26 protein-coding genes and 1 pseudogene are annotated in these 23,311 nt (G+C 71.3%); 15 read left to right on the top strand and 12 right to left on the bottom strand.

Annotated elements, in window-relative coordinates:
* Positions 1–318: pseudogene (locus AB0A63_RS36585) on the top strand (cytochrome b); the annotation flags it as partial.
* Positions 319–358: 40 nt separating this feature from the next.
* Here AB0A63_RS36585 and AB0A63_RS36590 read toward each other — a convergent pair.
* The 5 genes from AB0A63_RS36590 to AB0A63_RS36610 all read right to left on the bottom strand — a co-directional run bounded on the left by AB0A63_RS36590 (position 359) and on the right by AB0A63_RS36610 (position 4,995).
* Positions 359–1,090, bottom strand: coding sequence for a hypothetical protein (locus AB0A63_RS36590; RefSeq protein WP_360399918.1), 732 nt, complete (start codon positions 1,088–1,090; stop codon positions 359–361).
* Positions 1,091–1,098: 8 nt separating this feature from the next.
* Positions 1,099–1,686 carry a papain-like cysteine protease family protein gene (locus AB0A63_RS36595; RefSeq protein WP_360399921.1) on the bottom strand — a complete coding sequence of 196 codons (588 nt, stop codon included), beginning with the start codon at positions 1,684–1,686 and terminating at the stop codon, positions 1,099–1,101.
* A 169-nt stretch (positions 1,687–1,855) separates the two neighbouring features.
* Positions 1,856–2,767, bottom strand: a complete 912-nt coding sequence (locus AB0A63_RS36600; protein WP_360399924.1) for a hypothetical protein — start codon at positions 2,765–2,767, stop codon at positions 1,856–1,858.
* A gap of 97 nt (positions 2,768–2,864) precedes the next feature.
* Positions 2,865–4,022 (bottom strand): S8 family peptidase, encoded by a 1,158-nt coding sequence (locus tag AB0A63_RS36605; RefSeq protein WP_360399927.1) that lies wholly within the window; start codon positions 4,020–4,022, stop codon positions 2,865–2,867.
* Between the two features lie 67 nt (positions 4,023–4,089).
* Entirely contained in the window at positions 4,090–4,995 is a 906-nt protein-coding gene (locus tag AB0A63_RS36610; protein WP_360399930.1) for a tetratricopeptide repeat protein, read from the bottom strand.
* A gap of 72 nt (positions 4,996–5,067) precedes the next feature.
* Here AB0A63_RS36610 and AB0A63_RS36615 point away from each other — a divergent pair, with 72 nt between their 5' ends.
* Together AB0A63_RS36615 and AB0A63_RS36620 are read left to right on the top strand one after the other, a co-directional pair.
* Positions 5,068–6,057, top strand: a complete 990-nt coding sequence (locus tag AB0A63_RS36615; RefSeq protein WP_360399933.1) for a MerR family transcriptional regulator — start codon at positions 5,068–5,070, stop codon at positions 6,055–6,057.
* Positions 6,058–6,144: 87 nt separating this feature from the next.
* Positions 6,145–6,687, top strand: a complete 543-nt coding sequence (locus tag AB0A63_RS36620; RefSeq protein ID WP_360399936.1) for an ATP-binding protein — start codon at positions 6,145–6,147, stop codon at positions 6,685–6,687.
* Between the two features lie 123 nt (positions 6,688–6,810).
* Here the strand turns inward: AB0A63_RS36620 and AB0A63_RS36625 are convergent, their stop codons facing one another.
* Entirely contained in the window at positions 6,811–7,638 is an 828-nt protein-coding gene (locus AB0A63_RS36625) for a serine protease (RefSeq protein ID WP_360399939.1), read from the bottom strand.
* A gap of 244 nt (positions 7,639–7,882) precedes the next feature.
* On the opposite strand from AB0A63_RS36625, the gene AB0A63_RS36630 reads away from it, so the two are divergent.
* On the top strand, positions 7,883–8,125 hold the full coding sequence (locus tag AB0A63_RS36630; protein WP_360399942.1) for a hypothetical protein: 243 nt from the start codon (positions 7,883–7,885) through the stop codon (positions 8,123–8,125).
* Between the two features lie 446 nt (positions 8,126–8,571).
* Positions 8,572–9,114, top strand: coding sequence for an Imm1 family immunity protein (locus tag AB0A63_RS36635; protein ID WP_360399945.1), 543 nt, complete (start codon positions 8,572–8,574; stop codon positions 9,112–9,114).
* A 259-nt stretch (positions 9,115–9,373) separates the two neighbouring features.
* On the opposite strand, the gene AB0A63_RS36640 is transcribed toward AB0A63_RS36635, so the two are convergent.
* Positions 9,374–9,763 (bottom strand): STAS domain-containing protein, encoded by a 390-nt coding sequence (locus AB0A63_RS36640; protein WP_360399948.1) that lies wholly within the window; start codon positions 9,761–9,763, stop codon positions 9,374–9,376.
* A gap of 129 nt (positions 9,764–9,892) precedes the next feature.
* Here AB0A63_RS36640 and ligD point away from each other — a divergent pair, with 129 nt between their 5' ends.
* On the top strand, positions 9,893–10,888 hold the full coding sequence (gene ligD, locus AB0A63_RS36645; protein ID WP_360399951.1) for a non-homologous end-joining DNA ligase: 996 nt from the start codon (positions 9,893–9,895) through the stop codon (positions 10,886–10,888).
* Positions 10,889–11,004: 116 nt separating this feature from the next.
* On the top strand, positions 11,005–11,568 hold the full coding sequence (locus AB0A63_RS36650; protein ID WP_360399954.1) for an ATP-binding protein: 564 nt from the start codon (positions 11,005–11,007) through the stop codon (positions 11,566–11,568).
* An 11-nt stretch (positions 11,569–11,579) separates the two neighbouring features.
* Here AB0A63_RS36650 and AB0A63_RS36655 read toward each other — a convergent pair whose 3' ends face one another.
* Positions 11,580–11,945, bottom strand: a complete 366-nt coding sequence (locus AB0A63_RS36655) for an STAS domain-containing protein (RefSeq protein WP_360399957.1) — start codon at positions 11,943–11,945, stop codon at positions 11,580–11,582.
* A 258-nt stretch (positions 11,946–12,203) separates the two neighbouring features.
* On the opposite strand from AB0A63_RS36655, the gene AB0A63_RS36660 reads away from it, so the two are divergent.
* Together AB0A63_RS36660 and AB0A63_RS36665 are read left to right on the top strand one after the other, a co-directional pair.
* Positions 12,204–13,160 (top strand): PrsW family glutamic-type intramembrane protease, encoded by a 957-nt coding sequence (locus AB0A63_RS36660; RefSeq protein ID WP_360399960.1) that lies wholly within the window; start codon positions 12,204–12,206, stop codon positions 13,158–13,160.
* A gap of 33 nt (positions 13,161–13,193) precedes the next feature.
* Positions 13,194–13,496: an STAS domain-containing protein gene (locus AB0A63_RS36665; protein ID WP_360399963.1), complete on the top strand. Its 303-nt coding sequence runs from the start codon at positions 13,194–13,196 to the stop codon at positions 13,494–13,496.
* 9 nt (positions 13,497–13,505) lie between these two features.
* Here the strand turns inward: AB0A63_RS36665 and AB0A63_RS36670 are convergent, their stop codons facing one another.
* A complete protein-coding gene (locus AB0A63_RS36670) occupies positions 13,506–14,924 on the bottom strand; it encodes an amidase family protein (protein ID WP_360399966.1) in 1,419 nt (472 codons plus the stop codon).
* A 160-nt stretch (positions 14,925–15,084) separates the two neighbouring features.
* Here AB0A63_RS36670 and AB0A63_RS36675 point away from each other — a divergent pair, with 160 nt between their 5' ends.
* From AB0A63_RS36675 to AB0A63_RS36685, 3 genes are all read left to right on the top strand, one after another.
* On the top strand, positions 15,085–16,866 hold the full coding sequence (locus AB0A63_RS36675) for an N-acetylglutaminylglutamine amidotransferase (RefSeq protein WP_360399969.1): 1,782 nt from the start codon (positions 15,085–15,087) through the stop codon (positions 16,864–16,866).
* A 216-nt stretch (positions 16,867–17,082) separates the two neighbouring features.
* Positions 17,083–17,934, top strand: coding sequence for a pyridoxal kinase PdxY (gene pdxY / locus AB0A63_RS36680; protein ID WP_360399972.1), 852 nt, complete (start codon positions 17,083–17,085; stop codon positions 17,932–17,934).
* Between the two features lie 62 nt (positions 17,935–17,996).
* Positions 17,997–18,194 carry a hypothetical protein gene (locus AB0A63_RS36685; RefSeq protein WP_360399975.1) on the top strand — a complete coding sequence of 66 codons (198 nt, stop codon included), beginning with the start codon at positions 17,997–17,999 and terminating at the stop codon, positions 18,192–18,194.
* Between the two features lie 15 nt (positions 18,195–18,209).
* Here AB0A63_RS36685 and AB0A63_RS36690 read toward each other — a convergent pair whose 3' ends face one another.
* Together AB0A63_RS36690 and AB0A63_RS36695 are read right to left on the bottom strand one after the other, a co-directional pair.
* Complete coding sequence (locus AB0A63_RS36690; RefSeq protein ID WP_360399978.1) at positions 18,210–18,428, bottom strand: hypothetical protein; 219 nt, start codon at positions 18,426–18,428, stop codon at positions 18,210–18,212.
* A gap of 340 nt (positions 18,429–18,768) precedes the next feature.
* Entirely contained in the window at positions 18,769–19,170 is a 402-nt protein-coding gene (locus tag AB0A63_RS36695) for an STAS domain-containing protein (RefSeq protein WP_360399981.1), read from the bottom strand.
* 216 nt (positions 19,171–19,386) lie between these two features.
* On the opposite strand from AB0A63_RS36695, the gene AB0A63_RS36700 reads away from it, so the two are divergent.
* Positions 19,387–19,668: a hypothetical protein gene (locus tag AB0A63_RS36700; RefSeq protein ID WP_360399984.1), complete on the top strand. Its 282-nt coding sequence runs from the start codon at positions 19,387–19,389 to the stop codon at positions 19,666–19,668.
* Positions 19,669–19,808: 140 nt separating this feature from the next.
* Here AB0A63_RS36700 and AB0A63_RS36705 read toward each other — a convergent pair whose 3' ends face one another.
* Positions 19,809–20,507, bottom strand: a complete 699-nt coding sequence (locus AB0A63_RS36705; RefSeq protein WP_360399986.1) for a hypothetical protein — start codon at positions 20,505–20,507, stop codon at positions 19,809–19,811.
* A gap of 248 nt (positions 20,508–20,755) precedes the next feature.
* On the opposite strand from AB0A63_RS36705, the gene AB0A63_RS36710 reads away from it, so the two are divergent.
* Positions 20,756–21,628: a hypothetical protein gene (locus AB0A63_RS36710; protein ID WP_360399989.1), complete on the top strand. Its 873-nt coding sequence runs from the start codon at positions 20,756–20,758 to the stop codon at positions 21,626–21,628.
* 475 nt (positions 21,629–22,103) lie between these two features.
* The gene (locus tag AB0A63_RS36715; protein ID WP_360399992.1) at positions 22,104–23,279 is read left to right on the top strand and encodes an MFS transporter; all 1,176 of its coding nucleotides are present in this window, start codon (positions 22,104–22,106) and stop codon (positions 23,277–23,279) included.
* Positions 23,280–23,311 lie beyond the last annotated feature (32 nt).

Below are 23,311 nucleotides of genomic sequence, written 5' to 3' on the forward strand. Positions count from 1 at the left end.
CTGGAGCACGGTGTGGAGACCGGCATCATCAAGCGGTTGCCGCACGGTGAGTTCATCGAGGTCCACCAGCCGCTGGGCCCGGTGGACGACCACGGCCACCCGATCCCCCTGGCCTATCAGGGCGCGTCGGTGCCGAAGAAGATGAACAAGCTCGGTTCGGCCGGGCACCCGGTCGCGGGCAGCACGTGGTCGCCGGACCCGGTCGAAGAGACCGTGGCCCTGGAGAACGCACGCCGCAGGGCGCATGTCTCCGAAGGCATCAGCGCCGAGGACACCGCGGGTGAGCTGGCCGGCAAGCCCTCCGACCCCAAGGCCTGAGGAACGGGGTGCCGCGGCTGCGCGGCACCCCATCGGCCCGTCAGTCGCGCCGAGCCACGCGCAGCGCGAACGCCGCCGATCCCAGCAGTGCCAGCGCACCGAGGCCGACGAGCGGCAGCACGGAGTCCTCACCGGACTGCGGACCGAAGCCACCCGCGAGGCCCTGGGCGGCGTAGGCGGACCCGCTCTGCTTGCCGCCGTACGCCTTCGCCACCGCCCGCTGGTACTCGGCGACCGTCAGCCGCTCCCCCGCACGACGACCGCTGCCACCGGCGTCGAGCACGGTCAGCCGCGTGCCCTTCTGCGCGTACCAGGCGTTGACCTGCGGTTCGTGCAGCAGGGTGGCACCGGCGGGCAGCTTCGCGGCCAGTGTGGACTCCTGGTCACCGGAGGCCAGGTTGGCCACGGACCACCGGCCGTCCGCGCCGCGCACGGTCTGGATGGTCGAGGTCTGACCGTCGCTCGACGACGCGGGCACCGCCACGTAGGCGAGCTTGCCCGGTTGCGCGTCCCTGGCACCGGAGACGAACTCCGGCGAGAGCGTGTACACCGGGACGACGCCGTCCCGCACGGCAACGGTCGCCGCGCCCTTGCCGCGCAGGTCACCGAGGAAGTCCGCGACGGCGTCCACGGTGGACTGCTCCGTGGCGGCCGCCCGTGCCGCCTGGAGGTCGGCGGCCGACACCGCCTCGTCCGCGTGGGCCGACGGTCCCGCGGCGAGCAGGACGACGACCGACAGCACCGCCGCGGCCGTGAGGTTGCGGGTGTTCATGGCCGTCCTCACCGGTTGATGCCCGTCAGCGTGTGCGTCCAGGTGAACGAGGTGTTCGAGCGGTAGCTGCTGTAGGTGGAGCGGTTGTAGCGGGTGTTGCTGCCCCACGGGTCGGCCCAGTTGACCCACTGGCGGTTGCTGCTGTCGACCTCGTAGCCGTAGACGGCGTGCATGTGGCCGCCGCCGGAGGACCACAGGATGCGGGTCTCGATCGGCTGCTCGCGGTCGATCTGGTCGCGGATGGACGCGAACGTGACGGTGCCCGACAGGTAGCTGCCCGGCGAGGAGTAGCCGAGGTCGTAGAACGCCTCGCGGACCTCGCCGAGGTCGCCCTGGTTGTTGCGGCAGCTCGTGCCCGACTCGTCGTGGGCGAGCTGGCAGAACCGCGTCTGGGTCACCGAGGTGCCGTGGTAGCGGGCGATGCTGGTGCCGGCGGCGGCCCAGCACCACTGGGTCTGCTCCTGGGCCTGCATGGTGAAGTTGAGACGGCCGAGGGCGGAGACGTCGGGCGCCGCGGTGGCGACGGGCTGCACGAGCAGCCATCCCGCCGCCACCGCCGCGACCGCGGCAAGAGCTCGTGGGCGCAGGGTGCTCACGGGCCCTCCTTTCGTGGACGTCGAGGGTGTTCCCCGGTGAGTTCCGGGCACAGCCGAACGATGGCCACGAGGCGGGGACGGGCACAAGATCGGTGCGCGGGCGGCGCGACCGTTCACAACGCGAACGTCGGCTTCCGCCACGGCGGTGTGAATGTTTCCGCGAACCCGGTCAGCGCCACTCCAGGGCGATGCCGGCGACACCGCGGTGGACGACGGGGAAGAACGCGCTCGCGACCAGCGCGCGGTCGCAGATCAGGTCGGTGACCTCCACCGGCGGCTGGTGCTCGCGCGTGCCCAGCACCCGCGTGCACCTGCTCGGCAGCGCCTCCGCGGTCATCGCCACCTGCAGCAGGTACGGACCGGCGCCGTCGCGGAACATCCGCGTGTAACCGGGACACGGCGTGCCCGACCGGTCGTTGACCGTGTAGCTGACGACGGCCGTCTCGCCCTCGTCGAGGCTGCGGTCGAACAGCAGCTCGAACACCATCGAGCGGTCGGCCCGGCGCACCCGCCCGATCCGGCACCCGTCTCCGGCGACGACGCTCGCCCGTTCGATGTCGCAGTCGTCGTCGCCGTGGTAGATGGCCAGGTACCGGGTCGGGCCCGGGTTGCCGGCGGTGAGCACGATCCGGGTCGTCACGTCCTGCTGCTCACCGCGGTCGCCCAGCACGACCCGTTCCTGGGTGAGCGCGACCTCCAGCCCCGCGTTGCACCGGGCCGGGTCGTCGAGCAGGCTCGCCAGCAGCTCGGTCGTGGTCGGCCCGAGCGGTGACAGCTCGATGAACGACGTCGTCGGCACCCGCACCGGGTGGTCCCGCGGGCCCACGAGGGTCGTCAGCGAGTCCGGGGCGAGGTCCAACACGGACTCGAGCCCCCTGATCAACGCGAACGCACGCGGTCCCTCCGGCCGGCGCATCCCGCGTTGCCAGTAGCTCAGGGTCGACTCGGCGACGGCCAGGTCCATCCGCGCCAGGTGCGCGCGCAACCGGGACAGCGACAGGCCGCGGCGGTCGATCGCCACCCGCAGCGCTCGGTGGAACGGCCCGTACCTCAGTGCGTCGCCGAGTTCGTCCACACCCATCAGAACCCCCGTTCCGATGCGGCCCCACCCGGCGTGGCAGCCGTGACCGGCCACCGTAGTGGGCGGGGACCGGCACGGGGAAGGGCAGGCGGTCCGATCAGGACCCGGCGTAGAGCAACCGGTTCGGCGAGCCGGTGCCGACGTCGGTCAGCACGCCCTTCGTCGACCGGTCGACGACCAGCCGCACGGCCTGCTCCAGGGTGAGGTCCGGGTCGGCCTCCTTGGCGATGGCGACCGCGCCCGCGGCCAGCGGAGCGGCGAACGACGTGCCGTACCAGCCGCTCAGCACGGCCGTGTCACCCGAGCTGCCGGCGCCGGTGACGTCGGCACCCGGCGCGAACGCCGTCACGCAGCTGCCGTAGCTGGACGCGTTGGTGCCGGTGTTGCGCGAGTCGGTCCGCGTGGTGGCGCCCATGGTGATCGCGCGCGGGTCCTTCGGCGAGTTCCGGCAGTCGCCCCTGGCGAAGTTGCCCGCGATCAGCACCACCAGCATCCCGTTGTCCACCAGCTTCCCCGCCGCGGCGTCGAGGACGGTGTCGGTGTTGCCGTGCGAGCTCTGCAGGCTGACGTTGACCACCGAGCCGCGCGGCGCGTTGAGCGCCGTCCAGTTCATCCCGTCGGCCATGTCCTCGGTCGTGCCGGAGTTGTCGCACCCGAGGACGCGGACCGCCTTGATGTTCGCCTTCTTGGCCACGCCGTACGTCCGGCCCGCGACGTGGCTCGCGACGAACGTGCCGTGGCCGGCGCAGTCGGTGTCGCCGTTGCCGTCCGCGACCGCGTTGTACGCGCTCTCCGCGCGTCCCTCGAACTCGGCGTGCGTGGTGCGCACCCCGCTGTCGACGACGTACACGTCGACGCCGGCTCCCGTGCCACCGGGGGCGAAGGTGCCGTCGAGGGGCAGGCCGCGCTGGTCGACGCGGTCGGTGTGCCACGGCACGGCGGCGGGAGCGGCCGCGGGGGCGGTCTCCACGCGGTGCACCCGGTTCTCCTGCACCAGCGCGACGGCCGGGTCCTGGCGCAGCCGGTCGACGTCCGCGGGCGTCAGATCGGCGGAGAACGCGCCGAGGGCGTCGAACCGCCTGTGGACCACTCCCCCGAGGACGGTCGCCGTGTGCACGACGCCGGGCAGCGCTGGCGTGTTCCTGAGCAGCACCACGTAGCGCGCGGTGTCCTCGTCCGCGACCGCGGTGCTCCCGAGCGCGCTGGTGACGCCCAGCAGACCCGCGAGTGCGGTGCGGGTGAGTCGCCTTCGCATGGTGACTCCGATCAGGACGGCAACGGGGATGCCAGAACCGTAGGACCGGCCGCGCCGGCCCGCCGGGTCAGGCGCGGGACAGGCCCATCGCGTCCAGGTGGTCGTCCACGTCGACACCGAGCTCCTCGGCCAGGTCGAAGAACTCCGCCGCCCGGCGCTCGTCCACGGGCAGGCCCCCGTCGCCGGTCAGGCACATGACGCCCGCGGTGTAAGCGCTCTTCCCGTGGCCCGCGTCGGCGGCCTTGCCGTACCAGTCGAGGGCCTTCGCGGGGTCGTGCTCGACGCCGCGGCCGGTCGCGTAGTAGTAGCCGAGGTTGCCCATGGCCCGCACGCTGCCCAGCTCGGCCGCGCGCATGGTCCACCGCATCGACTCGTCGTCGTCCGCCGGCACGCCCGTCCCCGTCGCGTGCAGCACGCTCAGCTCGAACGCCGCGTCACCGCTGCCGTGCTCGGCGGCCGCCCGGTGGAACGGCACGGCTGCCGCGGGGTCGGCCGGGTGACCGTAGCCGCGGAAGCGCAGGTAACCGGACAGCAGCAGGACGTCCGGGTCCGCCGGGTGCTCCGCCAGCAGCTCGTCGAGCCGCCGGGCCGCGTCCTGCTCGTGCTCAGCGCTGGTCGCGAAGTACGCGATCCGGACCCACCCGAGCGCACCGGCGAGCGAGCCCGCGCGGTCGGCCTCGCGGTACGCCTCGATCGACGCCGGGACGTCCTGTTCCGGGTACGGCGCCCACGGTGCCGCGCCGTGCGCGAGCAGCCGGCCGAGCTCGAGCCACGCCTCCACCACACCGGCGCGGCCCGCCCGCGTGAGTCCCGCCGTCAGCAGCCGCGGCGCGTCCGCGGGCAACAGTCCGATGAGGTGTTCGCTGCGCACGAAGCACTCCCGCACCTCGCACGCGGCGGCGTACAGGTCCGCGCCGCTCGCCTCCTGGTCGCGCAGCAGACCGGCCAGAACCTCGTAGGGGCTGTTCGTCATGCAGCGGACCTTACGGACCGGTCCGGGCGCGGGGTTGCACCTCAAGCCGCTTGAGATCGCATAGTGATCGTCATGGACATGGACGAGCTGTACCCGATCGGTGACGTCGCACGGCGGACGGGCCTGAGCGTCAGCGCGGTCCGGTACTACGCGGACGCCGGTGTCGTCTCCCCCGCCGCGAGCACGCCGGCCGGGCACCGCCTGTACGACGTGTCGGCCATCGCCCGCCTCGAACTGGTCAGGACGCTGCGCGAGCTCGACGCGGGCCTCGACGAGATCCGCCGGGTGCTGGCCGGTGAGGCCACGTTGCGCGACCTGGCCGCCACCCACCTGACCCTGCTGGAGGGGCACGAAGCACGGTTGCGCAGCCGGCGCGCGGTGCTGTCGGCCATCCTGCGGCAGGACTCGACCGCGGAGCAGGCGACGTTGATGCACCGGCTGGTGGGGATGTCGGACGAGGAGCGCGACCGGCTCGTGGACGAGTTCTGGACCGAGGTCACCACGGGCTGGGAGGCACCGGAGCGCATGGTCGAGTGGTGGCGGGCGGCCCGGCCGGTGCTGCCCGACCACCCCACCGCAGCCCAGCTGGAGGCGTGGATCGAGCTGGCGGAGCTGGTGCGCGACGGTGACGTCCGGCAGGCCCTGCGCCGTGAGCTGCACGAGGTCTGCACCACCGGCGCGGGACCGGTGATGTCCTCGGCGCCGATGCTGGAGGCCTTCGAGGAGGCCACGCCGATCGGCCAGGCGGCGATGGACGCGGCACGGGAGGGCGTGCCACCGGACTCGCCGCGGGGGCTGGACGTCGCCGACCGCTGGATCGAGTGGCTGACCGGCGTCTTCGCGGTGGCGGACGTCCCCCGCACACCGGACACGCCGGAGTTCCGCCTCCAGACCGCCGACCACATGCTCGCGGGCGCGGAGTGGGAGCGCACCCCACCGGACCCGGAGGGGCCGTTCGACCGGTACATGGCGCTGGTCGGTACCGTGAACGGCGCGGAACCCGAGCACTTCCCGTTCGAATGGCTGGCCGCGGCCCTGCGGGCCTCCGCGGCACCGCGCTGATCTCAGTCCACTGTGGACTGAACCGGGATGTCGCCCGTTCGAAGTGCTCGCCGTGTAACCGGCCGCCGCTGTGGGCATCCGGTCGGGGTGACCGAGCAACGTACCGCGCACGCCGATGCCAGCCGACGCCCCGACGAGGGCCGGGCCAAGCCGTACACGTCGGCGATCGCGACGGCGAACCTCGCCCACCAGGCCGCGGCCGGCACCCGCGGGGAGAGCCACGCCACCCCCGGCGAGACCACCGGTGAGGTGGCCATCAACACGTCGTTGAGCTGCGACAACCTGTCGGTGGTGCGGGAACGCATCGCCGAGGCGCTGGCCGCCCACGACGAGGACTTCGTGGTGGACGTGCAGCTGGTCGCCACCGAGCTGGCGGCCAACGCGTGCGACCACGCCGACGACCCCCGCCGGCTGGTGCTGCGCAGGGAGGAACACCCCGACCGCGGCGCGGAGCTCGTCGTCGAGGCCTGCGACGCCACGGTCAGCCGCACGCCGGTGGTCGGCATGTCCAGCATCGGCCCGTACCGCGGGCACGGCATGCAGATCGTCGAGCGGCTCTGCACCGACTGGGGTGTGCGCGTCGAGGACGACCTCAAGATCGTCTGGGCGCGCCTCCCCATCCCGGCCTGAGCGTTCCCCCTGCCGTCCGGGCTGCTGGAGCCGTTGCAGCTCTTGCACTTCAGCGCGGCATCGCCGGCCGCGGAACACCGGGTGCCGCCGTGTGAGGGGACGGTGGCGGCACCCGGTGCCGGATCAGCGGTTGGTGCTGATCGTCTTCTGGATCCAGCCCGCGTACGCGGTCGCGTTCGTGTACAGGCCAGGACCGTTGGCGCAGGGCACGTCCTCGTCACCGGGTCCGGAGGTGACGCCGATCAGCTCCCACCGCCCCCACTTGCCGCGCTGCACCTGCGGCCCACCGGAGTCGCCGGAGCACGCCATGGCACCCGGTTTGCGGCTGACCGTGCACAGCCGGGTCCGGTCCGCGAAGCCGGGCGCGCACTCGGACTCGGCACCACGACGGGTGTCGAGCTGCTGCAACCGTTCAGCGAACTTCCACTCCGCCGGACCGGCTCCCTCGACCGTGGTGCCGAACCCCAGCAGCCGGGTCGGAGTGCCGGGCGCACCGGCGCGGTCGGCGATCCGGATCGGCCGCTGGGTCACGGGCCGGTCGAGGCGGATCAGCGCGATGTCGTTGCGGTTGGGCCGCATGCCCGGCGCCACCTCGTAACCGGGGTGGCGCACCACGCGCTCGATGTTCCGGACGGTGCCCCCGGACGTCCGCCGCTCGCTGCCGACGCGCACGGTCCCGTCCAGCACCGCACCGGTGTCCTGGTCGACGCAGTGCGCCGCCGTCACCACCCACCGCGGGTGGACCAGCGAAGCCCCGCAGACCCCCTTGATGTTGCCCGCACTGGGCACCGACAACGGGATCGAGGCCATGAACGGGTACCTCTCGGTGGAGTCCTTCCCGTTGATGATCGCGCCGGCGGTGCCGGTCATCGCCGTTGCGGCGAACGCACCCATCAGCACGACCCCGGCCACCCGGACCGCTCCACGGCGCACGGACTTCAGTCTCGACATGCTCTTCCTTCATCCGAGTAACGCGAACAAGGCCAATCCTGTCCGTTCACAGTGGACTCGAACCATGCAGACAGCCTGATCATTCGTGGTGGAGCCTGCTCCACCGGCTCCGATCGCCGCACTGCCCCACCCCATCGGACTGAACCTGCCGCAGCAACGCCCTGAGGCCCGCTCGGTGGTGTTCACCCCGTGCTCGCGGTGGGACCCTGCTGGGAGGGAAAACGTCAGGGGGAGGGATGCGATCGTGATCCGTCGCATGCTGCTGGTCGCCGCTACCGCGCTCGGTGTCGTGCTGGTGCCCACCGGACAGGCGCAGGCGATTCCGATGTGCAAGAGCGGGTACGCCTGCCTCTACCAGTACTGGGCTGACAGCGAGCACACCGTGTTCAACGGGTTCCGGTCGATCGACTGCCAGGGTCGCGTGGACAGTTCGGGCAAGCTGTCCGGGTACCTGCAGTTCACGCAGGCGCGGTGCAACGACGTGTGATCTGACTGTCGGCCGCATCTTCTTGAGGAAGGACCCGCGCGGAGTCCGGGTGGCGTCCCAATGCCCGACGACCAAGCCCGATCAGCTCTTGAGGTGAGCCGACTGCCGGCGCTCCGTGCCACGATGCCCGAAAGGGAACGGGGCACACGTGGCGAAGTTGGACGAGGTCGCCGCCGAGTTGGATCGGGTGGTGAGCAAGGCCGACGAGGTGACCGCGGCTTTGGTGCAGGCGAGCCAGCTCGCTCACGGGGCGGCGGAGTCGCTGACGGAGGTCATGCAAGGCGGTGCCCGTTCACGGCAACTTCGACGTGGTTCAAAGCAGCTCGGACGCGCAGGGCGAGCATCAAGCGATCGCTGAGCACCTGCGAGCCGAGGGTTCCCACCGACTGGCCTGGATAGGGTCGCCACCGGCGAGCACGTCGACCTTTCCACGGCAGGAGCTCAAGGTGAGGCACGCTCTCAACTTCTGGTACTTCACCGACACGAACGACGCGGACGATCCCGTCACCGTGGAGTCGAGCGCTGATCTCGAACGCGTCTTGGACGAGGTGATCGCGCACAGGCAGTTCCACCCCACGGTGGTCTGCGTGAAGGACCGTCCCACGCTCGGCGGTCCCCTGGACCTGCCGGACCACCAGCTCAAGTTCGACCTCGACGTGCCCCATCGCATCGCAGCGATCCACACGATGGGAACGACCGACTTCCTGCCGACCGACAACCGAGCACACGAGCTCCCCCGGCGGTACGACACCGCTGGCGGAACAGCTGAAGGTGTGATGCGAGCCTGGGTGACGAAGGGCTCGTACGCACGGGCTGCCCGTTCGGTGAACGATCACGAACCCGAGCTGTTCGTGGACTTCGACACCCGAACGCGGTTCCCGGCCGACGCTGCCATCGCGTGGGAGCAGTTGCGCGAGGCACTGGAAGAGCTCGCTGAAACCGGCATGCGCCCCACCTGTGTGCAGTGGCAGGAGTCGGACGTCTTCTGAACCACGACCACCGATCTCCGGCCCGGATGGCCTGGGGGCCACAACGTGGTCGCCTTCGCGTTCAAGATCGCCCGGTTCAGCGGGTCATCGGCAGGTGACGCGGAGCCTTCCGCGCGAGTCGGCTGTTCGTACGCATGCCCGAGCAGCTGCGCGTCGGTGAAGCGCGTCCCCAGGGCCGAGGTTCGAGGCCCTCCACCGCATCAGCCACCGGGACGGAGGTGGACCCGGCTCCACCTCCGCGGCGACGTGCGGCGCCGGGTCACTCGGCCGGCTGGCTCGGCTGCGGTTCCTTGCGCACCATCTTCAGGGCCTCCTCCGTCGACTGGGCCATCGGCAGCACCTGGCTCAGCGCGCTGGCCATCAGCGGACGCTGTGCCGCTGCCTGCGCGGCCACGATCGCGAAGCCCACCCCGTCGCTCTGCGCCCGTGCGTGCAGCTTGAGCAGCACCGACAGCGCGGACGAGCCCATGAAGTCGACGGCCAGCTCCACCACCATGCCGGCCGGGCGCTTGTCCAGGTGCTCGAACAGCTCCGCGCCCACCTCGTCGACGCTGACCATGTCGAGCTCGCCGGTGATGACAGCGACGAGCACACCGTCGTGGTCGCTGGTCTTCATGCTGGCCGTCGACGTCGTCTCGTCCGATGTCACTGAACACCTCACCTGGTCATTCGCAGTCGTTCCGTTCCGCCGATCTTACGAAGCGCGGCGTCGCCCTGCGAGCTGGGCGATTCTCACCGACCATGACTACGGCAGTGGGCGGACCGAGGAGGTGGCCGGGTGGGAAGCGCCGCACCCGCGGGCGAGCCGCTGGAAGTCATCCGCCCGATGCTGGCCACACCGGGTGACCCGCCCGGCAGCGAGGGCTGGGCCGTCGAGTTCAAGTGGGACGGTTACCGGGGTGTCGCGCACTGCCAGGGCCGTGACGTGCGGGTCTACAGCCGCAACGACCTGGACTTCATCGGCCGGTTCCCCGAGCTGACCGTCCTGCCCGACCTCCTTCAGCACCGGACGGCCGTGCTCGACGGCGAGATCGTGGCGCTGGACGACGAGGGGCGGCCCAGCTTCGGGCTGCTCCAGCAGCGGGACAAGGTCGCGCCCGGCGTCCGTGAGCTGCGGCACACCCGGCCGCGGATCGCCTACTTCGTGTTCGACCTGCTCCAGCTGGACGGCCGGTCGCTGCTGGCCACGCCCTACCACGTGCGGCGGGCGAAGCTGACCGAACTGGCCCTGCCCGGCAACCACGCCGTCCAGGTGCCGCCGACGTTCATGGACACCGAGCCGGCGGACGTGCTGCACGTGGCGAGCCAGTACGGGTTCGAGGGGATCGTCTCCAAGCGCGTCAAGTCCACCTACGAGCCCGGTCGCCGGTCCCCCTCCTGGGTGAAAACGCCGTTCCGCCACACCCGGGAGGTCGTGATCGGCGGCTGGCGGGCGGGCCAGGGCAACCGCGCGGGCCGGATCGGGTCGCTGCTGCTCGGCGCTCACGACGAGCGCGGTGACCTGGTGTACGTGGGGCACGTGGGCACGGGCTTCAGCCAGGCGGTCCTCGCCGACCTGCAGCGCGAGCTGGAACGACGGGAACGGCCCACCAGCCCGTTCCCGGCCGGGGTGCCGCGCGAGCACGCCCGCGACGCCCGCTGGGTCGAACCGGACCTGGTCGGCGAGGTGGAGTTCCGGCAGTGGACACCGGACGGCCGCCTGCGGCACCCGGCGTGGCGCGGGCTGCGCCCCGACCGGGACCCGTCCAGCGTGGTGCTCACGTCCGAGGAGTGAGCACCGGCACCGATGTGACAACCCGGGTTTTGCGCCGACTGCGCGGAGGTACGCCTCCCGTCGGGCGCACCGGGCCTGATCGGACCGGACCAGCCCCTCGACCGCGGGAGCGGTGGGTGGGAGCCGCGCTGCGCGACACCGCGCAGATGCTCCGAACGGTCGTGCTGGGCCGGGTGATCGGGGGGATGATGGACGTTCCGAGGCTGAGCGGGTCGAGACGCCGGACGAGCGTCCCCTGTCACGAGGACGTGAGGCACGTGGGGCACAGCGAGCAGACCGACGACGGCCCGAGATCCTCCGAGATGCCGCTCACCGGTCAACGAGGTGAGCTGGCGTCCGCCCGGCGCTGGACGCGTGCCGTGCTGCGCGACGTCACCGAGGACGAGCTGGGGGACATCGAGCTGATCGTCACCGAGCTGGTGGCCAACGCCTTCGACCACGGGCGCATTCCCTACGTGCTGCGCCTGCACCGCTCGGAGGAACCCTGCCTCGTGCGCGTCGAGGTCGACGACGCCTCCCCCGAGCTCCCCGTGCTCGGCACCTCGCGGCTGGGTGGTGACAGGGGCCGGGGCATGGTCATCGTGAACCGGCTGGCCAAGGACTGGGGCGTCACCTCGGGCGAGCACGGCAAAACGGTGTGGGCGGACATCACCTGCGAGCCGCCGTTCCGCTCCGCCTGAGCCGGCACGCGTCAGGCGCGGTGCAGCGGCTCGGGGAACACCGGGTGCAGCTCCAGCACCTGGTCCAGCCGGGTGATCTTGATGGGGCGCAGCACGGCCGAGTGGTCGGCGACCACCACGAGCCGGACGCCCATGTCCTCCGCCCGCTGGTTGTTCTCCACCAGGACCCGCAGGCCCGCTGAGCCCATGTAGCCCACGCCGCGCAGGTCGAGCAGGACAGCGGGCGAACCCGATTCGAGCTGAGCGCCGATGCGCGCGCTGAGCGAGTGCTCGTTGCTGAGGTCGATCTCGCCGCGGAGCACGAGGACGGGAACGCCGTCACGGGTGTGCGCCTCGACGGTGAGGGGCGCGGCATCGTCGTGGGACGGAGCAACCATGGGTGTGCTCTTCCTGCTGGCCAATGCTGTGCGGCCCCGGCTGCCTGTTTCAGTCCGAACCACTACCCGAAGAGCAGGCACATTGTGTGTGTAAATCCCACAGTAGGCGCATACCCGGTTACCCACAACTGAAACAAGCGGACCTGCGAGATCACGCGTCGCTCCGGCGGCGGTTAGCCGGGCGTGGCGCGGGAAGACCACCACTGACCGGCACGCCTGGCCGGTCGAGGTGTTCGCGACCGACGAAGGGCGGGGCCCGTGGCCTTCACCGGACCAGCCGACCAGCACACCGGGAAGCGCTCACGGCCGTGGCTGCGCATGTTCGCGGTCGGGCTGGCCCTGTGGGTGGCGACCGTGGTGATCACGCTCGGCACCCGCAACACCAACCTGATCCCCACGATCGTGCTGCTGGGCAGCTTCCTGGTACCGGCCACGTTCGTCTCGTGGGCCTTCGAGCACCGGCACTCCGGCGAGGTCACCGGTGAGCTGGTGTTCCGCACGTTCGCGGTCGGCGGTGTCCTCGGCGTGCTGGGCGCCTCGCTGCTGGAGAGCTACCTGCTGCACCCGTCGCCGTGGCTGTTCGCCGGTGTGGGCCTGATCGAGGAGGCGGTGAAGCTGGGTGCGCTCGCCCTGCTGACACGGCACCTGCGGGAGAAGTCGTTGCGCGACGGGCTGGTGCTGGGCGCGAGCGTAGGGTTCGGGTTCGCCGCCTTCGAGTCGGCCGGGTACGCGTTGACGGCGTTGTTCACCCAGAACGGCCTGTCGGTGCTGGACCTCGTCACCACCGAGCTGCTGCGCGGCCTGCTCGCGCCGTTCGGGCACGGGCTGTGGACCGCGATCCTCGGTGCCGTGCTGTTCTCCCGCAGCACCCGCGACCACTTCCTGCTGACCGGGCGCCTGCTCGCCGCGTACCTGGGTGTGTCGTTGCTGCACGCCCTGTGGGACTCGATGAACACCATCGCCGTGCTGATCACGCTGGTGCTGACCGACCAGCGGGTGCTGGCGGAGGGGTACCTGCCGCAGCCGACGCCCGCGCAGGTGCAGCTGTTCACCGTGGTCACGTGGACCGGGTTGGCGGTCATCTCCGCGATCGGGTTGCTGTGGCTGGGTCTGCTGGTGCGCGCGTCGCGCCGGCAGGTCGCGCCCGTGGTCGTGCGGGGTTACCCCATGGCCACCGACGCCCGGTGGTGGCCGACCGGCCGGTCACCGCGCTGAGCGAAGGTCCACTGTGGAGGGAGGTGGTGCACCGTGCAGATCCGGGTCACCGGAACGGCTGCGGCGCAGACCTTCGTGGAGGTCGCGGGGCAGCTCGACTCGGCCGGGTCGGCGGCGCTGCTCGCGAAGCTGGACCGGTTGATCGACGAGGGGCGGCACCACCTGGTCGTGAACGTCGCCGCGGTCACCTACTGCGACTCCAGCGGCCTGAGCGCCCTGGTCCGCAGCAGGGCCAGGGCCGTCGAGATGACCGGTTCGCTGCGGCTGGTCTCGGCGAGCCCGCCGGTGCAACGGCTCCTGCGCCTCACCGGCCTCACCCGGATGTTCGAGCACTGAGCACCGCCGTCACGGCACCGTCGGCAGCAGCCCCGGTGCCCGGCGGGCCTTCGCCGCCTGCTCGAACGCCGCCGCGAACCGCAGCACCGCGTCGTCCGCCCCGCTGCCGCCGGTGAACGACACCCCGATCGGCAACGGGCCCGCGAACCCGGCGGGGACGGAGATGTTCGGGTACCCCGCCACGGCCGCGGGCAACGCGGTCCGCAGGCCGCCGGGGTCGCTGCCGCACGGCTTCCACGCGGGGCCGTTGGTGGGTGCCATGACCACGTCCAGGCGTTCTGCGGTGAGCACCTCGTCGATGGACCGGCGGGCCCACTCCGTCGCGGCGCGCCGCTGGTCGAGGTAGGACGGGTCGGTGAGCGAGCGGGTCTTCTCCGCCTCGTGGAAGATCTCCTGCCCGAACCCGGACAGCTCGACGGGATCGGTCTCGTTGAACTCGATCAGCTCGTGCACCGTGCGCGGCGCACCGGGCCTGGTCCGCAGGTACCGCTCCAGGTCGTGCTTGAACTCGACGACCATCGCGGGACGGTCGGCGCCCTGGATGCGGTCCTGGTGGAGCAGGTCGACCTCGACGACGGTGGCACCGCCGCAGCGCAGCACGCCGGCCGCGGCGGCCACGACCCGGTCCACGTCGGCGTCGAAGCCGGTCCTGCGCCACACGCCGACCCGAGCGCCGCGCAGGGTGCCCGGGGTGAGGTCGGCGGTCGTGCCCGCCATGGCCGCCATCAGGATCGCGGCGTCCACGACGTGCCGCGCCATCGGGCCCGCCGTGTCCCTGCGGGCGGTGATCGGCACGATGCCCGCGGTGCTGACCCGGCCCGGAGTGGGCTTGAACCCCACGACACCGGCGTGACCGGCCGGGGACACGATCGAGCCGTTGGTCTCGGTGCCGACCGCGACCTGCGCCAGCGAGGCCGCCACCGCGACGGCCGAGCCGGACGACGAGCCGCACGGGGTGCGGTCCAGCACGTGCGGGTTGGCGGTCTGCCCGCCGACCCCCGACCAGCCGGACGTCGCCCACGGGGAGCGGAAGTTGCCCCACTCCGTCATGTTCGTCTTGCCCAGCACGACCGCGCCCGCCGCCCGCAGCCGCACGACGACCTCGGCGTCGGCGGCGGGTGGCACGCGCAGGGCCCGCGAGCCGGCCGTGGTCGCCAGGCCGCTGGTGTCGATGTTGTCCTTGAGCAGCACGGGAATGCCGTCCAGCAGCCCGCGCGAGCGACCGGCCGTTCGCCTGCGGTCGCTCTCCTCCGCCTGCCGCACCGCCGTGGGGTCGACCGCGAGCACCGAGCGCAGGAGCCGGTCCACGTCGGCGATGCGGCTCAGGTAGGCGCGGGTCAGGGCGGCGGAGGTGAGCTCTCCGGTCGCCATCCTGCGTGCGAGCAGCGGGATGGTCGCCTGGTCGAGGTCGGCGGCCGGGAGTTCCATGGGTCCATTGCCGACCCCACCGCCTGCCCGCGTCAACCTGCCAACGGGCGACGGGCTCGTGCTCTTGCTCACACGCGAGCCGTGCCACAGCCGGATCATGATCAGCGGCATTCGGGGTATCCGGCAGACACCTTGTCAGCGGAACACCCGAGGAGTGGCCATGTGCGGAATCGCCGGTGAGATCATCACGGACGAGTCGGGCCGGCCGGACCTCGGCGCGGTGGAGCGCATGACGCGGGCCATGTGGTCGCGCGGGCCGGACGGTGCCGGGCAGTGGTCGGAGGGCAGGGTGGCGCTCGGGCACCGCAGGCTGTCCATCATCGACCTGTCCGACCTCGGCGCGCAGCCCATGGTGGACGACGAGCTCGGGCTCGCCGTGGCGTTCAACGGGTGCGTCTACAACTACGAGCAGCTGCGCGAGGAGCTGTCCGGCCGGTACCGCTTCACCTCCACCAGCGACACCGAGGTGATCCTCAAGGCCTACCACCACTGGGGCGAGGAGTTCGTCGACCACCTGGTCGGCATGTTCGCCATCGCGCTGTTCGACCGCCGCCGCGACCGGGTGCTGCTGGTCAGGGACCGGCTCGGCATCAAGCCGCTCTACGTCTCCGAGATGCGGGGGCGGACCCGGTTCGCCTCCAGCCTGCCCGCGCTGCTCGCCGGTGGCGGGGTCGACACCGAGCTGGACCCGGTCGGCCTGCACCACTACCTGACGTGGCACTCGATCGTGCCCGCACCCCGCACCGTCCTGCGCGGGGTGCGCAAGCTGCCGCCCGCCACGATCCGCGTGTTCGAACGCGGGCAGCAACCGCGTGACCGCGTCTACTGGCAGCCGTCGTACACGCGGCGCCCCGAGCACGCGGACTGGACGGCCCAGGACTGGCGGCAGGCGGTGCGCGAGGCGCTGCAGGTCGCGGTGCGCCGCCGCACGGTGTCCGACGTGGAGGTCGGCGTCCTGCTCTCCGGCGGTCTCGACTCCAGCCTGCTGGTCGCCCTTCTCGCCGCGGAGGAGCAGCGGCCGAGCACGTTCAGCATCGGGTTCACCAGCCGCGGTGACGTGGAGGGCGACGAGTTCGCCTACTCCGACGCCATCGCGCAGAAGTTCGGCACCGACCACCACCAGCTCCGCGTCGGCGACGAGCAGATCGCCGCGGCGGTGCGGGACGCCGTCGGGTCGATGAGCGAGCCGATGGGCAGCCACGACGTCACCGCGTTCTACCTGGTCTGCCGCGAGGTGTCGCAGCACGTCAAGGTCGTGCAGTGCGGTCAGGGCGCCGACGAGGTGTTCGCCGGCTACCGCTACCACCAGCCTGCGGCGGGCGCTTCCCGGCGGCAGGCGGCGGACGTCCTGCGCGAGGCGTTCCACGACCTCGAACACGACGAGCTCGCGGACGTCCTGGAACGGCAGTGGCTCCTGGGCCGTGACGTCAGCGGCGACCTGGCCGCAGCCCACCTCGCCGACCCCGGCGCGGACACCGCCCTGGACGCGGTGCTGCGGACGGACACGCACCTGCTGATGCCCGACGACCCGGTCAAGCGCGTGGACAACATGGCGATGGCGTGGGGTGTCGAGGCGCGGGTGCCGTTCCTCGACCAGGACCTGGTGGAGCTGGTCGCCGCGTGCCCGCCCGAGCTGAAGTCCGACCAGGACGGCAAGGGCATCCTCAAGGACATCGGCCGCGACCTGCTGCCGCACGACGTGGTCGACCGGAAGAAGGGCTACTTCCCGGTGCCGGCCCTCATCCAGCTCGACGGTGAGGTCCTCGACCTGTTGCGCTCGACCATGACCTCCCCCGCCGCACGCGGACGCGGTGTGCTGCGCCGCGAGTACGTGGACGGCCTGCTCGCCGACCCGAACGGGCAGGCCACCAAGGCCGGCGGGAACGAGCTGTGGCACCTCGGCGTGCTGGAGATGTGGTTGCAGCAGCACGGCATCGGGTGATCAGCCCGACGGCCGCGGTGACGTCTCCCCGCGCAACGGCAGCCGTGAGGGAGCTGCCCGACCCCGTCGACCCCGAGCTCAGGTCCTCCCGGGTCGTTGCCCGCAGGCCGTGGCCGGGGCGGAGGCGTTCGTCGTGAGACCGACGTCTCGCCCGCAACACCGTCTCGGCCAGGCCGGAGCCCCGCGCTGGTCAGGTGGCCGTTCTAGAGTGGGCGGATGAAGGTTCTGTCCATCCAGTCGGTCGTCGCCCACGGCCACGTCGGCAACTCCGCCGCCGTGTTCCCGCTGCAGCGCCTCGGGGTCGAGGTCGTCCCGATCCCCACGGTGAACTTCTCCAACCACACCGGGTACGGCGCGTGGCGCGGTCCGCTCCTGCCGCCGTCGGACGTGGCCGAGATCCTCCTCGGCGTGGAGGAACGCGGGGTGTTCGGGCAGGTCGACGCCGTGCTGTCCGGTTACCAGGGCGGCACGGGCATCGCCGACGTGATCATCGACGCGGTGCGCAGGGTGAAGGCGGCGAACCCGGCGGCGCTCTACGCGTGCGACCCGGTGATGGGCAACGCCAAGTCCGGGTGCTTCGTCGCGCCCGAGATCCCCGTGCTGCTGCGCGACCGGGTCGTGCCGGTGGCCGACATCATCACCCCGAACCAGTTCGAGCTGGGCTTCCTCACCGGCACCGAGCCGGCGAGCGTCGAGGAGACGCTGGCGTCGGCCGACCTCGCTCGCGCGATGGGCCCGTCGACCGTGCTGGTCACCAGCGTCGAGCGGCCCGACCGGGAGGAGGGCACGATCGAGATGCTCGTCGTGGACAGCGCCGGGTCGTGGCTCGTGAGCACCCCGCACCTGCCGTTCAAGGCCAACGGGTCCGGTGACGTCACAGCCGCGCTGTTCACCGCCCACTACGTCCAGACCAAGGACGCGGCGCTGGCGCTGGAACGCACCGCGTCGAGCGTCTTCGACCTGATCGACCTGACCTACCGCTCCGGTGAGCGCGAGCTGCGCCTGGTGCAGGCCCAGGAGTTCTACGCGACGCCGCGGATGCAGTTCAAGGCCGAGCAGGTGCGCTGAGCCCGGCGTCCCGGGCGGTCAACTGCGTCGCGACCGCCCGGCGGAGTTGCAAGACTGTTCCGATGGTCGACCAACCACCACGGCAGCACTCCGCGCGCTACTACGTGATCGTCGGTCTGCTGCTCGTGATCGCGAACGTGATCGGCTTCGTGTTCATCGAGGAAGCCTCCTGGGCGTTGATCCTGGCCGGCTGCTTCACCGGCGGGTTCGTCGTGGAGGGCATCGCGGACCTGGTCCGGCACAAGCGGTCTCGGCGCTGACCACGGCCGGCCTGGTCAGGGAAGTTCGGGTTCCTGCACGGCGACGATGTTGGCGATGTCCAGGACGGAGATGGTGCGGTCGGGCCGCAGGACCGGCACCCACACGTGCGAGGTCTGCGGATCCACCACGTGCGGTCCGACCACCACACCCCGCAGGTAGACGGTCGGGTGCAGCACGTCGGGGTTGAGGTAGGTGACGACCGCTCCGCGGCCTGGGCAGGACTTCGTCGCCATGGCGACTCCCGTGGGGTGAACGCACGCCTCGGTCGAGGCGGTCTCGATGTCGCCGGCTGCTCGACGTCCCGCACGGATAACCCGTGCCAGGACAGCGAAACCACCTGTCCGGCGGGCGTGGCGGTGAGGGCGGACAACGCGCCGGGAGGGCCTCTGCCGGTCGAGCAGCGAGCCGACGCCCCGAGGTGACCGCTGCGCGGCGGCAGTCGTGGTGGACCACCACAGCGTGCTGCGGCCGTTGCGGTTCAGCCAGGTGTACGGCGTGCTCACGACGTGCTCGCCCCTGGACCAGGCCGTGCGGCCGGCCGTCACCTGAGCACAGCGGTCGAGACCGGCGCCGTCAGTGTGCGAGGTCGGTCCGCTCGGCCACCGCCGCCGTGCGCAGCGCCTCGACCGCGTGCGGAACGGACTCGTGCACGAGCAGGACGCTGTCCATGCCGGCGACCAGCAGAGAACGCCGCGCCGAGTGCGCCGCCGCGACGACCGCGAACCCGACGCCGGCCTGCTGCGCCCGGCGGCTGGCCTCACCGAGCGTCGACAGCCCCGTCGACGCGAGGAAGCCCACCGCCAGCCACACCACGATCCCGACCGGGTGGGTGTTGAGCTGCTCTTCGAGCGCGGTGCGCACCTGACCGGCGTTGGTGATGTCGATGTCGCCGTTGAGCGTCACGACCAGCACGCCGTCGTGGTCAACGGTCTCGATGGTGAGGTCTGAGATCCCGTCGCGTCGAGCGTGCGTCACCGTGCACCGCCGGCCATGCTGGACCACCCTTCCCCGGACGGGTTGTCGACCTCGTCACCGGGACCCAGGTTCGCACTGATCAGCGGTTCGCGCTGGCCTGGCCCGCCGCAGGTACACGATGGTGGAGGGCAGGTGTCCGCGGTGTTCAGGCCGCCCGGTTCGCCCGTCCCGGTGACCGAAATCGGACTTCCCACCGATCTGGTGGATGCTCGCGGTGTGCGGCAACACGAACCCCGCTGTGACCTGTGCGATGACACGGGCACGATCACCTGGCAGCAACCGGTGCCCGGTGAGGACGGCGCGTTCGTGCTGACGGAGATGAACCACCCGTGCGTCAACGGCTGCTCGGGCTGGAGCCGGCTCCCCGCCGCCGAGAGCGGCACCGTGGTCGATCCGGACGGCGGCGGGCCGGCCGCCGGGAACGTCGCCGACGCCAACCGCACCCACCGCACGGAATGGTTCCGGCCCACGTCCTCGGGCGACGACGACCCGCCCTGACCGCCGATCCCCTCGCTCACATCGCCAGGTCGGCGACCTCCGACCGGACCACCAGGTGGACGAACTGACTCCGGTGGCCCAGCCCTTTGCTGCGGTGGGCCGGGCACCACGACGGTGTGCAACTGCTCGGCCTTGGCCGGTCAGCCGATCTCAGCGGCTCCCACCGACTGCGTGAAGTTCCCCGTCAACGGCGCTCCGGCGACGAGGCGCGGCCCGAGGACGAAGCTCATCGGATCGGTCGGGATCACCGAGCGGTCCGTGATCCTCATCAGGTGCCGTCCGTCGAAGAGCAGGTCGACGTACGACGAGGTGTACCGCAACGTCGCGATGTGGTACTTGCCGTCGTAGAGGTCGACGCCGGTGTCGACCTTGAGGGAGACGGCCTTGCCGCGCTTGGCGCTTTCGAAGCGCAGCTGGGTGTTCGTGTAGCTCTGGTCGGTCGTGTAGCCGAAGTTGATCTCGTTGAACTGGCTCCCGTCCGCGGCGGGACCGTTGTCCCACAACGCGGCGCCCCACCAGACCTGCTGCCGGGGGCGGTGGCTGAGCGCGAACCGGGTCGTGAACTCGCCCGAGGTGAAGCGCTGCGGCCGGTACCGGACCTTGGACCAGGAGCCGGCGGTGCGAGGCGGGGCGCCGGCCTTCAGCTCGAACCTGGCCACACCGTCGGTGACGGTCGGGCAGCTGTGCTCGCACTGCCAGATCGCCGGGTCGAGCGAGTCGAAGTTCTCGACGTACCCCGCTCGCGCGTCGACCGGGGACGGCGCTGCGGCTGCCGACCCCGTGCCGAGCACGAGGCTCATCGCCGCCGCGGTGAGCGCTTTCCAACGCTTGTTTGCCATGGAGTCTCCTCTACCGCCATCGCAGCACAGGTGTCGCGGAACCGGTCGACCTGTTCACGAACGGCCACCGGATTCGGCACGACCGGCCACCTGAGGAGCACCGCCGGGGTTGCCCGAACCGTCACGGTCATCGGTCCGAAGGTGACGCGGCGCGGGTCAGGACTTCACCGCCGGTTCATCGCGTGTTGTGATGCACGCCGTCGGCGGCACTGACCGTTCCCCCTCCAGTCGAGCAGTCGGGATCCACCATGCCCATCACCGAGCACCGTTCCCGGCCTCCACTAGGCAACTTCGCCAAGACCCTGCGCATCGCCGTTCGGTGCGTTGACGCGGACCTGCGGCTCACGAACGACCACCGGGCTGCCCCGTCGAGCGCCGAGCTCCTCAAGCAGGTGGAGTCGCCGCTGGTGTTCGCCCGGCTGTTCGCGGTCGTCACCGCGGCGGCAGCGGGAGGTTCTCCGCACAAGGCCATGCCGGTGTCGGTGATGTCGTCGTTGTGGTGGGCCGGTGCGGAAACGCGCACGGGCGCGGCGGCGACCCGGTTGCCGTTGTCCTACCTGCGTTCTCTCGACATCACCGAGGAACTTCGCCGGACGTGGACCGCCGACCTCGAAGAGGCGGCGGCCGATCCCGGTTCGACGTCCAGCGCACGGAGCAACGCGTACGCGCGCGACGCGGTGATGGCGGTGCGGACCTGCGCGGCCGCGGACGGGCCGCGATGGCGCGAGTTCGGGAGGCTGTACGGGCTGCTGGCCGATCAGGCCGCCGCGAACTCCGCGGGAGACGACCGCACACCACCGCTGTTGCTCGCCAACGCCTGCAAGATCGCGAGCACGCACCTCAGACAGCACATGATCCGGCTCGGCGAGGAGGCCGGCGGCAACGCCCACGCCAGGATGGTGCTGCGGGACCTCTCCAGCACCCCCGGTGCCGTGCGGCTGTACGCCCGCGAGGTCCGCGACCTGCACTCGCTGGCCGTGACCACCCTGACGGACCTGTGCGAGCCGAACCCGTACCGCTCGTTCCTGCGTTCCCGGCTGGACGGGCTGGTGCAGCACTCGCTCGTGCACCCGCGCGAGATGGTGGGCTCGCCCGTGCCACAACGCCCGGTCGCACCCTAGGGCCTGTGTCGAGGTCCCGTTCGATGAGAGTCGCGCCTGAGGTGGTTCCTGGCGGTGCGGGCGGACAGCCCGCATACCGGTGTTGTACGTGGGCTGGTCGCCCGTGCCCCCAGGGGCCGCCTCAGGCCCGGCTGTCGCGAACACGGACCTCGACACAGGCCCTGGTTCCCGTGCGGGACTGACGGACGCCGGCCGTCAACGTCGAACCGGAGAGGTGTGCCCGTTCGCTTGGGCGGGCTTCCCGATCGGACGCGGGCGGCGACATCGCCGGCCGGTTCCCCGACAAAGCGTCCCGCCAGGCGAAACGCGGCTCGCATTCGCGGGCTTCCGCGCTGCACAGTGTCGAAGCGCTGCGGCGACCCGATCTCCACGAGCGCGGTGAACTGCCGCTGTCCCGTTCAGCAACTCGTCCGAACGCCGTTGGAGGTCCGCTGTGTTCGCAGGCTATCGCAGCGCCTTCGCCAGACGAGGGGCCGTGTCCTTCTGCATCGCGGGCGTGCTGTCGCGTCTGTTCGTCGGGATCTACCCGCTCGGCCTGCTCCTCCTGCTGGCCTTGCCCACCGGTCAGTACGGGAAAGCCGCGTTGGTGAGCGGCTGCTGGACGATCGGCAACGCGCTCGGCAGTCCCGTCGCCGGAATCGTCGCGGACCGCTTCGGGCAGCGCAGAACGCTGCTGCTGTCCATCTTCGCGCATTTCGCGCTCGCCACGATGACGCTCGGATCGGTCGCGCTGGACGCGCCGCTTCCGGCCACGCTGCTCCTGGCTCTTCTCCTGGGCGTCTCAGCGGTCAACACCGGGCCGATGACGCGGGCGCGCTGGGCGACGATGTGGCCGGACGGCAGCACCGAGAGATCCGCCGCCTACTCGGTCGAAACGGTTCTGGACGAGGTCGTCTTCGCGATCGGTCCTTTGCTGACAGCGGCTCTCGCGATCCAGGTCTCGCCGTACCTGGCCGTCGCCTCGGCCGTTCTCCTCACCGCCTGCGGCGCGACCTGGCTGCTCTTCCAGAGGCACACCGAGCCGCCCAGGCAGCCTCCCGTCGCTCGCGTGCACCGGCGCCTCGCCGCACGGTATCCGGGCATGCCGCTGCTGCTCGTTCTGCTCCTGGCGCTGGGAGCCACCTGCGGCGCGGCGGAGGTGCTGCTCGTCGCGCGTTCCGCTGAACTCGGTCAGCCGGGTGGCGCCGGCCTCGTCCTCACCTGCTTCGCAGTGGGCAGCGGAGTCTCGGCCGTTCTGTACGGCTCACGGACGCGGAGCGGGCCGACATCGCTGCGGCTCGCCTTGAGCGCCTCGGCGTTCGGCCTGCTCCCCGCCCTCTACCTGACCGCGGACAGCCTGCTCGTCCTCATGGCCTGCTCCGCGGTCAACGGTCTCAGCATGGCGCCGACCATCATCAACGCCTTCCACCTGCTCGACGAGCTCGTTCCGGTGGCGATCCAGACCGAGGGGATGAACTGGGTGTGGTCCAGTCTCTCGCTCGGTTTCGGTGCGGGCACCGCCACCGTCGGCAGGATCGCGGACGAGCTGGGCGCCCGGTCGACCTTCTCCCTCCCGGTCGTCTGCGCGTTGTCCGCTGCCGCAGCCGCACATCTGCTGCATTCGCGGTTGAAGCTCCGAACGAAGACAGAAGTACCAAACACTTCACGATGAAGGACCACTCACATGGTGAACGATGTTCTTGA

Origin of the sequence: Lentzea sp. NPDC042327, assembly GCF_040647275.1 — a bacterium.
Classification (GTDB): Bacteria; Actinomycetota; Actinomycetes; order Mycobacteriales; family Pseudonocardiaceae; genus Lentzea.

Bases quoted from the DNA above. Each gene is read 5' to 3' on its own strand.
- AB0A63_RS36670 (WP_360399966.1), bottom strand. From the start codon at position 14,924: ATGGAACTCCCGGCCGCCGACCTCGACCAGGCGACCATCCCGCTGCTC.
- AB0A63_RS36685 (WP_360399975.1), top strand. From the start codon at position 17,997: ATGGTCGACCAACCACCACGGCAGCACTCCGCGCGCTACTACGTGATC.
- AB0A63_RS36625 (WP_360399939.1), bottom strand. From the start codon at position 7,638: ATGTCGAGACTGAAGTCCGTGCGCCGTGGAGCGGTCCGGGTGGCCGGG.
- AB0A63_RS36615 (WP_360399933.1), top strand. From the start codon at position 5,068: ATGGACATGGACGAGCTGTACCCGATCGGTGACGTCGCACGGCGGACG.
- AB0A63_RS36655 (WP_360399957.1), bottom strand. From the start codon at position 11,945: ATGGTTGCTCCGTCCCACGACGATGCCGCGCCCCTCACCGTCGAGGCG.
- AB0A63_RS36605 (WP_360399927.1), bottom strand. From the start codon at position 4,022: ATGCGAAGGCGACTCACCCGCACCGCACTCGCGGGTCTGCTGGGCGTC.
- AB0A63_RS36610 (WP_360399930.1), bottom strand. From the start codon at position 4,995: ATGACGAACAGCCCCTACGAGGTTCTGGCCGGTCTGCTGCGCGACCAG.
- AB0A63_RS36710 (WP_360399989.1), top strand. From the start codon at position 20,756: ATGCCCATCACCGAGCACCGTTCCCGGCCTCCACTAGGCAACTTCGCC.
- AB0A63_RS36705 (WP_360399986.1), bottom strand. From the start codon at position 20,507: ATGGCAAACAAGCGTTGGAAAGCGCTCACCGCGGCGGCGATGAGCCTC.
- AB0A63_RS36600 (WP_360399924.1), bottom strand. From the start codon at position 2,767: ATGGGTGTGGACGAACTCGGCGACGCACTGAGGTACGGGCCGTTCCAC.
- pdxY (WP_360399972.1), top strand. From the start codon at position 17,083: ATGAAGGTTCTGTCCATCCAGTCGGTCGTCGCCCACGGCCACGTCGGC.
- AB0A63_RS36590 (WP_360399918.1), bottom strand. From the start codon at position 1,090: ATGAACACCCGCAACCTCACGGCCGCGGCGGTGCTGTCGGTCGTCGTC.
- AB0A63_RS36675 (WP_360399969.1), top strand. From the start codon at position 15,085: ATGTGCGGAATCGCCGGTGAGATCATCACGGACGAGTCGGGCCGGCCG.
- AB0A63_RS36690 (WP_360399978.1), bottom strand. From the start codon at position 18,428: ATGGCGACGAAGTCCTGCCCAGGCCGCGGAGCGGTCGTCACCTACCTC.